At 55.2% G+C, this 14,605-nt stretch carries 12 protein-coding genes; 2 read left to right on the forward strand and 10 right to left on the reverse strand.

The genetic code is table 11. The features are described 5' to 3' along the window. The first annotated feature begins 37 nt into the window (after positions 1-37). A complete protein-coding gene (gene galU / locus H9642_RS08295; RefSeq protein WP_251835960.1) occupies positions 38-877 on the forward strand; it encodes a UTP--glucose-1-phosphate uridylyltransferase GalU in 840 nt (279 codons plus the stop codon). 97 nt (positions 878-974) lie between these two features. Here galU and H9642_RS08300 read toward each other — a convergent pair whose 3' ends face one another. Then, a complete protein-coding gene (locus tag H9642_RS08300) occupies positions 975-1,397 on the reverse strand; it encodes a VOC family protein (protein ID WP_251835961.1) in 423 nt (140 codons plus the stop codon). 80 nt (positions 1,398-1,477) lie between these two features. Between H9642_RS08300 and gorA the strand changes: the two genes are divergently transcribed. Then, positions 1,478-2,833, forward strand: coding sequence for a glutathione-disulfide reductase (gene gorA / locus H9642_RS08305; protein WP_251836158.1), 1,356 nt, complete (start codon positions 1,478-1,480; stop codon positions 2,831-2,833). Positions 2,834-2,931: 98 nt separating this feature from the next. Here the strand turns inward: gorA and H9642_RS08310 are convergent, their stop codons facing one another. From H9642_RS08310 to H9642_RS08350, 9 genes are read right to left on the reverse strand one after another with little or no spacing between them, the layout of a single operon-like run. Further along, the gene (locus H9642_RS08310; protein ID WP_251835962.1) at positions 2,932-3,972 is read right to left on the reverse strand and encodes an acyltransferase family protein; all 1,041 of its coding nucleotides are present in this window, start codon (positions 3,970-3,972) and stop codon (positions 2,932-2,934) included. Between the two features lie 46 nt (positions 3,973-4,018). Continuing rightward, entirely contained in the window at positions 4,019-4,957 is a 939-nt protein-coding gene (locus tag H9642_RS08315) for a glycosyltransferase family 2 protein (RefSeq protein WP_286010276.1), read from the reverse strand. A gap of 8 nt (positions 4,958-4,965) precedes the next feature. After that, positions 4,966-6,255 (reverse strand): O-antigen ligase family protein, encoded by a 1,290-nt coding sequence (locus H9642_RS08320; protein WP_251835964.1) that lies wholly within the window; start codon positions 6,253-6,255, stop codon positions 4,966-4,968. Beyond that, the gene (locus H9642_RS08325; RefSeq protein ID WP_251835965.1) at positions 6,242-7,369 is read right to left on the reverse strand and encodes a glycosyltransferase; all 1,128 of its coding nucleotides are present in this window, start codon (positions 7,367-7,369) and stop codon (positions 6,242-6,244) included. The genes H9642_RS08320 and H9642_RS08325 overlap by 14 nt, the downstream gene beginning before the upstream one ends. Further along, positions 7,366-9,174, reverse strand: coding sequence for a WecB/TagA/CpsF family glycosyltransferase (locus H9642_RS08330; RefSeq protein WP_251835966.1), 1,809 nt, complete (start codon positions 9,172-9,174; stop codon positions 7,366-7,368). The genes H9642_RS08325 and H9642_RS08330 overlap by 4 nt, the downstream gene beginning before the upstream one ends. Positions 9,175-9,180: 6 nt before the next feature. Then, positions 9,181-10,566, reverse strand: a complete 1,386-nt coding sequence (locus H9642_RS08335; protein ID WP_251835967.1) for an undecaprenyl-phosphate glucose phosphotransferase — start codon at positions 10,564-10,566, stop codon at positions 9,181-9,183. Positions 10,567-10,572: 6 nt separating this feature from the next. After that, the gene (locus tag H9642_RS08340) at positions 10,573-12,798 is read right to left on the reverse strand and encodes a GumC family protein (protein WP_251835968.1); all 2,226 of its coding nucleotides are present in this window, start codon (positions 12,796-12,798) and stop codon (positions 10,573-10,575) included. Beyond that, a complete protein-coding gene (locus H9642_RS08345; protein WP_251836159.1) occupies positions 12,798-13,331 on the reverse strand; it encodes a polysaccharide biosynthesis/export family protein in 534 nt (177 codons plus the stop codon). Before H9642_RS08345 ends, H9642_RS08340 begins: the two co-directional genes overlap by 1 nt. Positions 13,332-13,358: 27 nt before the next feature. Continuing rightward, positions 13,359-14,513 (reverse strand): outer membrane beta-barrel protein, encoded by a 1,155-nt coding sequence (locus H9642_RS08350; protein WP_251835969.1) that lies wholly within the window; start codon positions 14,511-14,513, stop codon positions 13,359-13,361. Positions 14,514-14,605 lie beyond the last annotated feature (92 nt).

Genomic DNA, 14,605 nt, shown 5'->3' on the forward strand with positions numbered 1-14,605 from the left:
ACTTCGGCGCTGCCGATGCCTGAATCCTAGGAAGACCATGATCAAAAAATGCATGTTTCCCGCTGCCGGTTACGGTACCCGCTTCCTTCCTGCAACCAAGGCCATGCCGAAGGAAATGCTGCCAGTGGTCAACAAACCGCTAATTCAATACGGTGTCGAAGAGGCTCTTGAAGCTGGTCTGTCGCAGATCGCCATGGTCACGGGTCGTGGCAAGCGAGCGCTCGAGGATCATTTCGATATCAGTTACGAGCTGGAGCACCAAATTCGGAATACCGACAAGGAAAAGTACCTGGTGGGGATTCGCCGGCTCATCGATAACTGCACCTTTTCCTATACGCGCCAAATCGAAATGAAAGGCCTGGGCCATGCCATCCTGAGTGGTCGCTCGCTGATCGGAGATGAGCCTTTCGCCGTGGTGTTGGCCGACGACCTGTGCTTCAACCTGGAAGGTGATGGCGTACTGACCCAAATGATGAAGCTGTACAACCAGTTCCGCTGCTCGATTGTAGCCATCGAGGAGGTACCACCCGAGGAAACCTCCAAATACGGAATCATTGCCGGGGAGACCATACGCGACGACATCTTGCGGGTTCATTCAATGGTCGAAAAACCTCAGCCGGAAGATGCCCCTTCAAATCTGGCGATCATTGGGCGCTACATCTTGACCCCCGACATTTTTGACCTGATCGAACAGACCGAACCCGGAAAAAGCGGAGAAATCCAGATTACAGACGCACTGATGAAGCAGGCGAAAGAAGGCTGCGTACTGGCCTATAAATTCAAGGGCAAGCGTTTCGATTGCGGTAGCGCTGAAGGCTACATCGAGGCGACAAACTTCTGTTTTGAACACATCTACAAGACGGGTAGCTCGTTCTGATCGGCAGTGTTCAGTACTACCGTTAAACACCCCAGAAAAAATCCCCGGTAGAAAATGCCTTCTCCCGGGGATTTTTGCATGACGGACATGGCGCACTTCAAGGCGACGGCAAATGCACTGCTCCTGGCCCCAGTGGCTGGCCATAACTGAACTCTACATAGTTGCCCGCTGGGTCACGCACACCACAGTAATAACCTACTGGGTAGGGTTCGTCTCGCGGCGCCCAAATGAGGCAACCCGCCGCTCGGGCACGTTCGGCGATCGCATCCACTTCATCGCGGCTCGCGCAGGCAAAACCGAAATGGCTGTAATCATCGGCCGCCAACTGACGTTCGTTGCCGCCTGGCATGATGACGAAGATGAAGCTCTCAGCCTTGCCGGGCTCGGCGATCCAGACAATGCGTGAGCCTTTGCCGGCACGCTCATGGACAACCTCCATCCCACAGAAATTTCGGTAAAACTCGAGGCAGGCGTCAAGGTCTGGAACATGCAGGGCAAGGTGCGTGAGGGTCGGATACATGATGCGCTCTCCACGGCAGCTTTCAGGCGTTGCCAGGGATTCCTGGGGTATGCTGTTGGCCTGTTTATGGAGACAAGATTATGGCCTTTGATTTCGACCTTTTCGTCATTGGTGCAGGATCCGGTGGTGTACGCGCCGCTCGGTTCGCGGCTGCCTACGGCGCTCGCGTTGCGGTTGCGGAAAGCCGCTACCTGGGCGGCACCTGCGTCAACGTCGGTTGCGTACCGAAAAAGCTTCTCGTCTATGGCGCCCATTTCGGCCAGGAATTCCGCCAGGCCCAGGGCTTTGGCTGGAGCATTGATGACAGTCGTTTTGACTGGAGCACGTTGATCGCCAACAAGGATCGGGAAATTCAGCGCCTCAACGGCATTTACCGCAATCTGTTGGTGAACAGCGGTGTGCAACTCCTTGAAGGCCACGCGCGACTTATCGATGGCCATCACGTCGAGGTCAACGGACAACGGCATAGTGCCGAGCACATCCTGATCGCCACGGGTGGCTGGCCTCACGTTCCGGAATTTCCCGGTCATGAACATGCCATCAGCTCAAACGAGGCGTTTTTCCTCGACAAGCTTCCCGAGCGCGTGCTGGTAGTCGGCGGTGGCTATATCGCGGTCGAGTTTGCGTCCATCTTCCACGGCCTCGGCGCGAAAACCTCACTGCTCTACCGTCGTGAACTGTTTCTGCGCGGCTTTGACAACAGCATGCGTGAGCATTTACGTGATGAAATGCTTAGGAACGGTGTGGATTTGCAATTTAACAGCGACATCGTGCGCATTGATAAGCAAGCGGATGGCACGCTTTCAGCTACCTTGGCGGACGGCCGGGTGCTCGAGGCGGATTGCGTGTTTTATGCCACGGGTCGGCGCCCGATGCTGGATAGCTTGGGCTTGGAAAACACCTCAGTCACACTGAACGATAAAGGCTTTATTCAGGTGGATGAGCTGTATCAGACCAGTGAGCCGTCGATCCTGGCCATTGGTGACGTGACCGGCAGGGTGCAGTTGACCCCCGTTGCATTGGCCGAAGGCATGGCGGTCGCGCGGCGTCTGTTCAAGCCGAAGGAGTACCGTCCCGTCGATTATGATTTGATTCCGACTGCAGTCTTCAGCCTGCCGAACATCGGCACAGTAGGACTCAGCGAAGAAGAGGCGCGCAAAACCTTCCGCGTGAAGGTCTATGAAAGCCGCTTCCGCCCTATGAAACTGAGTCTGACCGACGATCAGGAGCGCACCCTGATGAAAATCATCGTTGATGCCGACACTGACCGCGTTCTGGGCTGCCATATGATCGGCCCCGAAGCGGGTGAGATCATTCAGGGCCTCGCAGTGGCGCTGAAGGCCGGTGCCACCAAGCAGACGTTCGATGAAACCATGGGGATCCACCCTACGGCAGCTGAAGAGTTTGTCACCATGCGTACCGCCACACGGAACTAAGCACGCCTAAAAGGCAAGAAAGCAGCTCCTCGCAGAGGAGCTGCTGTTCAAGACACTGCTCGGAGAGTGCCTATCTTTGCCGACGTTTCGTACAGACCTTAAGAGCTTGATACAGCTTTTTTAAGCGGCACCGTCACTGCGTGTTTATTACCAAACAGCAGCAGATCAGACAGGGCATGTTGTTGCGCCAGAAGCTTCAGCGCAATCGGCATCAGCAAACCCGCTGCCAGGCTGACCGTAAACACCGTTACGGTTGAGTATATTTCAAGCCTGTTCAGCAAAATTCTTGCGCCAGCTGTTCCAAACACATGGAACAGATACACCTCAAAGGAGTATTTCCCCAAAAATATCAAAGGGATGCAGTTGAATCTGTAATGAATCAAGGTGTGGATGGCGCAAAGACCTAATGCCAACCCCAGTGGATCAATCCAATGATTGGGCAGGTTATGCAGGCCAAATAGATAAGCCTGATGGAGTGTGATCAATGCCAGGGCAAATGTTGAAATCAAACGTGGAATTATGCCGGCCAGCTTTTCAGGAAATCTGCTCGCTATGAGGCCGAGAAGAAAAAAAGGAAGCAAGTCAAGTGCTCTATAAAAGCTAAAAAGTTTTATTGGTTGTTCAAATATCTCGGGAATAAGCAGCGAGGCGAATAGCGCCAGTAAAGCGCCTGCAAAACCTTTTGTTATACGAGCTTTCTCAAGCACTATCACACCCAGAAAAATCAGCAGAATGGCCTGAAGAAACCAGAAATGGGCGTACCCGTAAAAAAATATGCCGAAGAAGTTTTCATGGTCAGGCTTTTCATTGGTGCCTGGAATCAATGATTGCGCCAAGAAGAACAGTGAAGAGACAACAATCATCGGAATCGCAATGCGGTAGGTCTTACCTTTCAAGAAGCGTTGGACAGAGCCGTAGGTGGTCACGGGCCGCAAGGCATAAACGTAGCCAGAGATAGCTGTAAAGAGTGGCATTCGTATATAAACGAAAGAGTCATAAAGGTAACGTAATAGTGAATCATCGGGTACTCTCATCCCCGAATAGGCAGAACTGCCAATGACATGGCCGGCGACCATCAATATCAGCGCGAGACCTCGTAAAGACTCAATCCTTGTGTCTTTGTAAGTTGACTTATTCATAAGGCGGCCTTCAAAAATCAGCAGCCCGTATTCAAGACCTTACACGCTATCCACTCGAATATGGGCTCATTAGAAGTATCGTCCTTGAATGAATGTAACGAAGTGTGCTCTTACCTTTTAGAAAGAAAAGAGTTTTCCAGGAATGCTTGAGCATTTCCTTATAAACTTTTGTGACGTTGTGGTGAGCGCCAGCTCGTGAAAAAGCATCGAGAAACTCTGCATGATTAGAAAGTATGAACTGAAGCCTTTGCTGACCCGATAATAGGCTCCCGTAGCGCCGAAGATAGAGCTCAATAAAACGGGTTTTGTGCTCGTAGGACTTTTCAGGATGGGCAGTAATGTTGTTTTTGCCAACGAGGCGGTGGTAGAGAATCTCCGCTACGGTGTGGATTTCATAGTGTTCAGCAATTTGCGTCCACAGCCACCTGTCTTCAGCGAAGCGTATATGGGGGTCAAAACCACCACACTCTACAACAGCGTGTCGAAGTACCAATACTGACGATGTTCCGTTCATGACGTTGCTATTCACGAAGCTAAAGAAATGCTTGCCCTTCTTGATGTGGCCAAACAGTAATTTCCTGCCATCGTCAAACAGACTCAATCCAAAACAGTCCACCATCCCCACGTTGTGATTGGTTTTTGAGAGTGCCTGGAAGAGGCTCACCTGTTTTTCCAGTTTTTCCGGAAACCAATAGTCATCAGCATCCAGAAAAGCCAGCAGCGTCTCATGGGCGCTGAATAGGCCGGCATTCCTTGCGGCCGAAGGGCCCTTGTTTTTTTGCCGTATCAACAGCAATTCATAAGGGAATGTAAGGCGTTCGACCGTCTGTGCGCTGTTATCTGTAGAGCCATCATCCACCACTATGACGCGATCAGGCAGGCGTGTCTGCTGCGCCAGTGACTCCAAGGCTTTGCCAATCGTGGCGGCTGCGTTGAACATGGGAATGATTACGCAAACTGTAGGCTCGAATTGATCTCCCTTCATAAAAAGGCCTATCTCAGAGGTGAAGAAAGCCGGACGCTCTGGGTATCAAGGTACGCATTCCTGACGGAAGACGGGTTTCGAAACGAAATGATCAGTATGCAAAAAATGAGGAATTCAGTAGAGCGGTAGTTGGGGATTACATACGCGACGTAGTTCGAGATGATCATCAGTGCGATAATCACCAAAGCCCCTACATGGTATTGGGTGGCGAAGCTGGAGTTGATGATCTTGTATTGTTTTAGCAAAGCGTGGAAAAAAAGAGCTATCAGAGCAACCAGCTGAATGATTCCACCGTTGAGCAATGTCTCTTTATAGCCGCTATGTGCGTTGCCGATGTAGCCCCAGCGCTGGAGAAAGTAGTCGGCGCTGGGTGTGAACCAGAACGCACCGAATCCATAGCCTTTGATATATTCCGCATCTATCGACGGAGCCAGCAACTCCCAAATGCGCGTACGGTCTGTGAGCGTACTGTCTCGCCCCAAGGTAGAAAGGAAAAGCTCATAATTCGCATATATAATAAGAAAAATCAAAATATAAATCAGCGTCGAAATTAAAAAGACCGAGCGCGATTTATTGACGCGTAATTTCACCAAGGTAAGAAAGTACCAGTAACTGGCGGCTCCCGCGAAAATCAAGACCAGTCCGGTGGCTGACTTTGCCAAGATAACAGCTACCAAAGAAAAGAAAGCGCAGACCAGAGCCAGCCGGTTCTGACGATAGACATAAGGCAGAAGCAGCAGAATGGCTATTGCGTTGATCCGGGCTCCTGCGTTTTTCTCAGGAAAGATTCCCTTGAAGGCGCCTTGGCGGGCGCCTTCCTGCGCAAAGGTATGTTCGGGAAAAACCAGCGCCAGCGCCAAGCCCATCAAGGAAAAAAGCCCGATCATGCAACCTACGGTAAAAGCTATCTGCTGAACCCTGTAGTGATAAACAATGAATCCAGCAAAAAAAACCGTGCTCAGCATGGCAATGAATCGCTTGAGACTGATTGAAGGCTCATGTGACCAGAAGACGGAGAGCAGCACGGTAGACAGAAAAAAAATGAACACCAGATTTTGGTGGTAGAAACTTTTCCTTAAATAAATTTTATATTTAATAAAGAAATATAAGGGAACCGCAAATGTAATCAGTCCGCACACCTGGTTTACAAAATTTCCTTCGCTGTCATTCTGCATGCCACGCAATCGGCTGCTGCTGCTCAATGCCATGAAAAAATAAATGACATTCATATAGAAAATCAGTCCGAATAGCGCGAACGCATCGCGCAAGGTCGAACGTCTGATCTCAAGAGTTTTCATCGCGTGGTTCTTTACGGAACAAGGCAGATAAATAGGTTTTCGCCGCGTTGGAGCACGTAAAGCGGGCTGCTGCTTCAATGCGTGCTCGCCGTGCTTGTTCACAACGGTGGTTCAGAGCTTGATCAATTGCCCTGGCCATTGCAGCTGGATCGTCGACGGGCACCAGAATTCCCAGCTGGCTGCTTACCAGCACTTCTTCAGGCCCGTAGGGGCAGCGTGTCGAGACCACCGGAACGCCCGTGGACATGGCTTCCACCAGAACATTGGGGCTGCCCTCGAAACGTGAAGACAGGACAAAGCAATCGGCAGCGTTGACTTCAGCCAGGGGGGCAGGGCTATAACCCGCCAGATCGAGTCGATCGGCAACGCTGACGGCCTTAGCATAGTTAATCAGCTGTTGTCGCAAGGGACCTTCGCCAAAGATGATCAGGCGTACCGTGCGGTCGGAGAGCCGGGCGAGGGCAGTGATCAGCGTATCGAAGCCCTTTTGCTCAACGAGCCGACCTACCGCAACGATGACCGGGCAGGCTTTATGCTCCAGCCAGGGGTGCGCGGGCGATAGCGGCGGCGTTTGGCGAAAATCATCGTCCAGCACTGGATTGTCCGCCGTCGTGACATCCCGCTCACGGGCGACTGTGGTGCGCACCAGGTCCTGAGCCACGCCCCGGGATACGCAAATGACCGGGTTGGGCGTCAGCCGGTATAACAACGGCGCCAGCCAATAAGACAGGCGCACACTGAATGATGGATTGACGTATTTGTCATGGGAAAAGGCATTACGCTCGCTGACATGCTGACGGGCTAGGGTCCCGGAGAAAAGCGCGGCCAGGATGGCGACGACGTTGACATGGGTTAGAGCCGCCAGTTGTGCATCAAACCGGTGGGCTCGTAAATAGCGTGCCAGATCGGGCAAAGCACTGGCAGTACGTAAGCTGCCTAGATGAACCCGCTTTACGTTCGGTGAAAGGTGAGCGGCATTGACGCCTTCAGCAGTCAAGGTCAGAAGGGTGACGTCATGCCCGAACTCGGCAAGCGCGCCAGCCAGGCGCACCATCATTTTCTCGGCGCCGCCACCTCGCAAGTCCTGCAAGATAATCAGCAGTTTTTTTCTCATTGATTCCACACGTGATAATACGCCTGCGCCGCCTGCTGGCTTGTGTATTGCTGTATGACCTCAAGGTGGGCAGCACGGAGCCCGTCGCTGTGGTTCAGGGCCTGAATAATCCCCTCCGCCAAGGCCTCGACATCATTGGCTTTTACCAGGATGCCCAAGCGGCCATTGTCGAGAAGCTCACGCGGGCCGGTATCGCAATCGGCAGCAAGCACCGGTGTACCCAACGCCAGGGCTTCGATTAGAGCGGTCGGTAATCCCTCATGCCTGGAACTCAGTACAAAAAACCGGGCCTGTTTGATCAAGGGATAGGGGTTGCTCAGAAATCCGGTGAAATGCACGCGACCAGCAATACCCAACTGATCGGCTTGCTTGTGCAGAGCGCCATGCTCAGGCCCCGCACCCACCAGTACCAGGTCTGGCAGTGGGCGTTGGCTCAGCGCCTTGGCATAGGCGGTCAGCAAAAGATCGAAGCCTTTTTCTTCGGTAAGCCTGCCCACCGCCAGTAGGTAGTTTGAAGGCAGGTGGGCGGGTAGGGGGCAGGCGGCCTTGGCCGACAACTGCTCAGTGACGACTGCATTGGGGCAGTGTTTGATGCGCGTTTTTCCCCACGGCACCCTCCGTGTGAGCCCTGCTTTGAGGCCATTGGAAACGGTGACCACCTGACCGTGCCCCAGCAGATAGAAGGAATACAGAATAGCGAGCAAGGCCGGGTTGAGCGTCTGTTCGGCGCTGTCGAGTGCCGCATGACGGGTATAAATGACTCGGCAGTTGCAGCCAAGGGTGGCGAGCCGGGTGCAGAGATTAGCCAACTCCTTTGCGGCGATGACATGGGTGACCTGCTGTTGCCGGATGATCCTGCGTAGACTGCGTGCGGAATTGAGAACCGAGAACACTCCCCAACTACAGGGCTCGCCGATTTGCCTGATGGTGTCTGTCGGAGCGGTATCCGCCCGGTCGCCATTCATGATGAAAAAAGTGACCTGCTGGCCATCGAGGCAGAACTGGTTGGCCAACTGCCGCTGAACCCGCTCGACTCCACCGTCGGGTTTGAAATCCTTGAATACGAAGAGGATGCGCATCCTGGCCGCGGCCGGAGTTGATTGCACAATGTTGATGGCTACTTTTCGTCTGGCGAGCATGGCCAGCAAATGCATGAAGTTCCTGGGGTAATCGAGCAGGTAACGCTTGATAGTGTGGGGCTCCCTGTACATGCGATAGAAGGCCCGAAGGTTGAAGCGATCCACCCAGGTCGGATAAAAATAACCAGGGGTCATGGCTTCCTGACGAATGAATCCACCGCATGAAAAAGCCACGCCAGTGAAACCGTTTGCACGTGCTTGGCGAATGAAGCGCTCTTGATGCCCCGCACCCAGGCCAACAATAAGAATGTCGCTCCCAGCATCACGAATTTCTGCGCAAACTCTCTTGGCCTGCTGCTCTTCAAAATACCCATGATGGTATCCGGCAATTAGCAAGGCGGGAAAACGCTTTTTGAGCTTGTCGATAAAGCGATCCAACTCTGCAGGGCGAGCACCAACGAGATAAACCTTCTTTTGCTGTGATTCGGCGCGCTGAAACACCTGTTGGGCTATGGAGGTAAAGTCGAAGCTGACCCTGACGATTTTCTGGCCCGTTACTTTCGACAGAAAATATGACAACAGCATTCCGTCGCAGAAGAAGGCCATGGAATCCTCCTGCGTAGCGTTGAACAAGACACCGATGGATGCAAAATTCAGAAAAGAGAACGAGCTGGCACCGTCCAGCTGGCAATCCGAATAGCTGTCGAGAATGTCGAGTGTAAACATCTGCGCTTAGTAAATATCCTTGGAAAGCAGCGTGAAGGGCGTTTTGAGAAGAATCTTGAAATCCAGCCAGAACGACCATTGGTTTATGTAGAGGAGGTCCTGATTGACGCGCTGCTGCATTTTTTCCACGGTTTCGGTCTCACCGCGATGGCCGGTGATTTGCGCCAGGCCGGTAATACCCGGCTTGATTCGATGGCGAGCCATGTAGGCGCGGATCTTGCCGATGTAATACAGGTTGTGAGGCACCGCATGGGGACGCGGCCCCACCAAGGCCATTTCGCCGGCCACCACGTTGAACAGCTGCGGCAGTTCATCGAGCGAAGTGCGCCGCATGAAACGGCCTACGGCAGTTACACGCTGATCGCCTCGGGTCGCCTGTTTGACCTGATCGTCCTGATGTTCTCGCATGGTGCGGAACTTCCAGATGTTGATGACTTCGCCATTCCAGCCGTGGCGTTTTTGCTTGAACAACACCGGGCCGGGGGAGGACAGCTTGACTGCAAGGGCGGCAGCCAGCAGCAGGGGACTCAGGAGCAGAATGGCGAGCGCCGCCAGGCTACGCTCCAAAATCTCTTTGCCTAGCTGGGCGCCCGGATGTGAGCTGAGGGGCGTTTCGTTGAGGTAGATAGCCGGAATGGGGCCGATTTCTGCGATCGAATGATTGAGCAGCAGCATGCTGCCAAAATCAGGTATCCAGACCACATCGACATGCAAATCCAACAGGTCGATGTAAATGCTCTCGATGCGCGGCATTTCATTCAGTGGCAGGGCGATGTAAACACGACGAATGTGCTGTTGCTGCAGAATGTCCCTCAGATCGGACAGCTCGCCGAGAATTGGCAGGCCAACACCGTCTTGGGCCTTTTCCGTGGCAATCATGCCCACCAGCGGCACCCGGTGCGGCTTGCTCAAGGTCCTCGCCAGTTCTTGCGCCAGAGGACCGGTCCCAACGATTACCGAGCGCCTTTCGTTACGCAGCTTGCGGGCATGCAGGCGATTCATCAGATGGAGCGGCACGTAGCTCAGCACCTGGGCAACGAAGCCCAGGACGGCCCAGCTGAACACCAGATCGAGCGAATAGTGATGCAAGGTGTGGGTTACACCTGCGATTGCCAGCAGGCTCCCAATCAACAAGAACCAACCCGCCAGCAGACGCAGCAATCCGGAAAGAAGCCGGTGTCGTTTGTGATAAACCTGCAGCAACGCATAGACATGCACCGAGCCGAGCAGGGTAAGAATGCCCAGCACGCGGTACTGACTGAGGAGCGTGCCGTAACGCGCCTGTACCACCAGAGTCAGCAACAAGCACACCAGCAGCATGCCCGCAACCCACTGAGTCCAGAAGGTCAGCCCGCGGCGCTTGGCGATCAGATTGCGGTGTTGCGGAGCCATCGAATATCAAATCCGCGAGGGTTGATGAGTGATTTTTTCCGCTGCAGCCAAATAGCCATAGTTTTCGTAGTAGTAGCCGTACTTGCGCGCCTTGTTCAGGTCGATCTGATTCAGTACGGCACCCACGATGGGCGCCTTGTCCTGTAACTGCGTAACGCCTTTCATAACCAGCGAGACGGGCGTGCTCTCGGCTCGAATGACGTAGAGCACAGCACTGGACAGGGTGGCCAGCAGCATCGAGTCGCTGACCACCTGGGTCGGCGGAGAGTCGATGATGATCCGCTGATAGCGGTTTTGCAGGGTGCGCAGGATTTTCACCAGTCGCGGCGAGGAGAGCAGTTCCTGGGGATTGGTCGGAATCGTCCCGGCAGGCAGCATGCTGACTTTGCCAATGGTACGAATGCAATTCTCGAACCTGGCGGTGCCGGCGATCAGATCCGCCAGGCCTGGGGCGCCAACCGGGAAATCAAAGTTGCGCGCCAGGGTCGGGCTGCGCAGGTCGGCCTCGATCAGCAGGACACGTTCGATATGCGCGACGGCAAAGGCGAGGTTGTTGGCCACGGTGCTCTTGCCTTCGTTCGGCACGGACGAGGTGACCAGGATGATCTGCCGCGGAGTATCGGGATCAGCCAGCACCAGCCCGGTGCGCATGTTGCGGATGGCCTCGCAAAAGCGTCTGTCCTCGTTACGTTCGAACATGTGAGAAAGCTGGTGGCGGGTCTTTTTCGGCACCAGGGGTATGATGCTGAGCACCGGAATGTTGAGCTTGGTCTCGATTTCCTCGGTTCTGCGGAACGTGTTGTTGAGGCCCTCGCGCACGAAGGTCAGGACGATGCCGGTTGCTGTAGCGGCCACGGCCGCGATCAGCAGAATCAGGGGTTTGTTCGGCTTGCTCGGAATGCCGGGAGGAAGGGCCCGGTCAACCACGCGCGCATTGGCGGCATTGATGTCCGAAGTGGCGGCGGTTTCCTTCAGGCGCGTCATGAAGGTCTCGTAGAGCACGCGGTTGCTGTCGACCTCGCGTTGCAGCTCGCGCAAGCGGAATTCCTTGCGGGAAATTTCCTGGATCTGCTCCTTGTTGTCGGTAAACGACTGCGACAGTGAGTCCTCGTTGGCCTGGGCCAATTGATAGTTGCGTTCGATGCCGGCCACGACTTGCTGCACCTGGGCATGCAGGCTGGCAGTCGCCGCAGCCAGCTCCGTGCGGGCGGAGATCATGTTCGGGTGCTTGTCGCCGTAGCGGCGCGACAGCTCCTCCACCTTGGCGCGGGCCTTGGCTTCTTCGGCCTTGAACTGCTGAATCAGGGGATGGCCCAACACCGCCGGCACGCTGGCCAGGCGCTGCAGTCCGCCGGCGCTCATGGCCTGCACCTGGCGATACTGGCTCTCCGCTTCGGCGCGCTGCCGGCGTGCGTCGATCATGCGGTTGCCGGTCATGGACAGCACATCCGCACTAATCGTGGCCACACCGTCCACGTCCACCAGGCCTTCGCTTTCCCGGTAAGCCTGCAAGCGGCTTTCGGCGCTGCGCAGCGTGTCGCGCAACTCGGTAAGGCGGGAATTCATCCAGTCAGCCGAAGACAATGATTGGCTCATGTAGGCATCCAACTGGCTGGCGATAAATCCTTCGGCAAACGCATTGGCCATCTCGGCGGCCAGAACAGGGTCGGGGATTTCGATATGCACGGCCAGCAACTGGCTCTTGTCCAGCACTTGCACGCTCATGCTCTGCATCACACGGTGCGTAACGCTTTTTGCAATGGCGGCTTCGTCCGGTGCCACAACAGGCTCATCGATGTCGGCGCGCAGGTTGCGCCACCAGCCCCGTACATCGACGAGCGGGGCGGGCTGCTGCCTTGGATCGAACAGTGGGTGGGTGGTCAGGTTCAAGCCCTTGACGACACGTTCGGCCAAGGCCCTGGACTTCAACAGCGCCAGTTGAGTCTGCAGGTACTCGCTGGTACTGGCGGAAGGATCATAAAGCTGCTGAAACGTCAGGACCTGGGGCGTCTTTTTTTCGATCAGCAGCGTGGCGGTGGCCTTGTAGAGGGGCGTGAGGTTGACGAGCACTGCGGCCGTCACCAGGCAGACGATGACGACCAGGGCCGCGATATACAGCTTCGCCTGCCACAGCACATTCCAGATCTTCATCACATCGATGACGTCATCGTCTTCATTGGCAATGCGTGCCAGGCCACGATGGTCCTCGCTGAAACCTTGAACACTGTTCATCAAAAGAAGCCCTGCGCGATGGTGATGGTGTCGCCGGGAAGGATGGCGGTGTCGATGGTGGCTTTCTCGGCGATTCGGGTTTCGCCCTGGCCACGTACGATGGTCACGCGCTTGAGCGAAGCCCGTTCCGTCAGGCCGCCGGCTAGCGCGATCGCGCGATCAAGCGTCAGGCCCGGCTGGTAGGGATAACCGCCGGGTTTTTGTACCTCGCCACTGATGTAGAACTCCCGGTAGGTGATCACGCTGACCGTTACCCTGGGTTCGACCAGATAGCCCTCCTTGAGCTTGTCGGTGATCAGCTGCTCGATCTGGTTGGGAGTTAGCCCACGCGCCTTGACCTGACCGATAAAGGGATACGAAAAGGTGCCCGCATCGTTGAGGCGGACCTGGTCGAAGCTCAGGTCCGCCTCGCCGTAAACGCTGATGCGTACCACGTCACCCGAAGCCAGCCGATATTGCGCGTCGCCATCCGCAAGGCCCGTGTGTACCGGCACCAGGGCCATCAGGAGAGTGAGTAGAATTCGGCTGATCATGAGCATGAGAGGCTCCGCAAGAGGGGCTCAAAGGCTGCCAGCAACGCTGATTCTGTAGATGTTGCGCTGGTAGCGTTCGTCCGGAACGGTGGAATCGTTATCGCGATAGCGGTATCCCAGCGATACATCGAGCCAGCGTCGCGGGCTGTAAATCAGTTCCAGGCCGGCGCTGAGCAGATCGTCGTTGCGGTCCTGGCCTTCGTATACATACTCGGCCAAGCCCAGCGAGAGATTGGTGGTCACGCGCTCAATCCATTGGTGTCGCCAGGCGAGAGAGGCGCTGCTGGCCTGGATGGCATCGGAGCCGTCGTCGCCTTCGTCGAAGGCCCGCCGGGCTTTCAAGCTGAAGGTTGAATAACTGCGCGGCTCCCAATCGATACCCACTTCCCACATCGGGCTTTTCAGCTCGTCCCGTCGATCGTCGTCGAATTCCTTCTGCTCATAACCGACAAGCACCTTGCCGGTGGTTTTGGCCGTAGCCTCCCACGTGGCGCCAACCAGGATGGCGGTGTTGGTGCTGTTGCGCGGATTGTTGGCGAGCTTGTAGTCGTAATCGGTGTGGCGGACCTCAACCTGTGTGCGGGTATTGCCACCAAGGCGGTGAAACCAGGCGGTGCTCAGACCCGTGGTGTCCCGTTCCTTGTCGGCGTTGAGCAGGCCGCGATTGTCGTAGCGCAACTCTGAGTAGCTCGCGCCAAACTTCAAGCGATTGCGTGCGCTTTGTGCGCCAAAGGCATAGAGGCCGTGCAGCGAGCGACTGTGAAATTTGTCGTTCTCGGTTCGTGCCGCTGTGGAGGTGGTTTCTTCAGCCTTGCGGTAGGTCGCTTCCAGGTCCAGACGGTGGCGATCGGTGAATTCCATGATGCTGTCGAGCCGGGCCAGGTGATTGGTATGACTGGCCTCATCGGCATCCTCGTAACTGTTGCGAACACCGGCGTAAATCAGGCGATGAGCGCTGTTGCGATCTTCGGCGATCAACTGAAAACCCGGGGCTATGCGGGTGATCCACGAGGATGCTTCGTCAGAAGCCAGTTCGCGAAAATTGTCGTCGTAGGTTTCAGCCAGACTGAGCGTGGGCAGAAACTGAAAGCCCAATACGTTGATTGGCTGTGGCTCTAGGGACCAGGCTGTCAAAGGCAGCACAGGCATCATTAACACGAATGGGAACCTGATTTTTTTCATAAGCATATCCATTGCTTGGGTCCTGTCGGCTCGTCCTTGCAGGTCGTTGAAACTGACTGCGTGCCGCCGGGCACGCTACCGCCCCAAGGTTG

The organism is Serpens gallinarum (assembly GCF_014836765.1).
Taxonomy (GTDB): domain Bacteria; phylum Pseudomonadota; class Gammaproteobacteria; order Pseudomonadales; family Pseudomonadaceae; genus Serpens; species Serpens gallinarum.

Excerpts from the sequence above, each read along its gene's own strand:
- H9642_RS08325 (WP_251835965.1), bottom strand. The coding sequence starts at position 7,369 with ATGAGAAAAAAACTGCTGATTATCTTGCAGGACTTGCGAGGTGGCGGC.
- H9642_RS08330 (WP_251835966.1), bottom strand. The coding sequence starts at position 9,174 with ATGTTTACACTCGACATTCTCGACAGCTATTCGGATTGCCAGCTGGAC.
- H9642_RS08310 (WP_251835962.1), bottom strand. The coding sequence starts at position 3,972 with ATGAATAAGTCAACTTACAAAGACACAAGGATTGAGTCTTTACGAGGT.
- H9642_RS08315 (WP_286010276.1), bottom strand. The coding sequence starts at position 4,957 with ATGAAGGGAGATCAATTCGAGCCTACAGTTTGCGTAATCATTCCCATG.
- H9642_RS08300 (WP_251835961.1), bottom strand. The coding sequence starts at position 1,397 with ATGTATCCGACCCTCACGCACCTTGCCCTGCATGTTCCAGACCTTGAC.
- galU (WP_251835960.1), top strand. The coding sequence starts at position 38 with ATGATCAAAAAATGCATGTTTCCCGCTGCCGGTTACGGTACCCGCTTC.
- gorA (WP_251836158.1), top strand. The coding sequence starts at position 1,478 with ATGGCCTTTGATTTCGACCTTTTCGTCATTGGTGCAGGATCCGGTGGT.
- H9642_RS08340 (WP_251835968.1), bottom strand. The coding sequence starts at position 12,798 with ATGAACAGTGTTCAAGGTTTCAGCGAGGACCATCGTGGCCTGGCACGC.
- H9642_RS08350 (WP_251835969.1), bottom strand. The coding sequence starts at position 14,513 with ATGAAAAAAATCAGGTTCCCATTCGTGTTAATGATGCCTGTGCTGCCT.
- H9642_RS08320 (WP_251835964.1), bottom strand. The coding sequence starts at position 6,255 with ATGAAAACTCTTGAGATCAGACGTTCGACCTTGCGCGATGCGTTCGCG.
- H9642_RS08345 (WP_251836159.1), bottom strand. The coding sequence starts at position 13,331 with ATGATCAGCCGAATTCTACTCACTCTCCTGATGGCCCTGGTGCCGGTA.
- H9642_RS08335 (WP_251835967.1), bottom strand. The coding sequence starts at position 10,566 with ATGGCTCCGCAACACCGCAATCTGATCGCCAAGCGCCGCGGGCTGACC.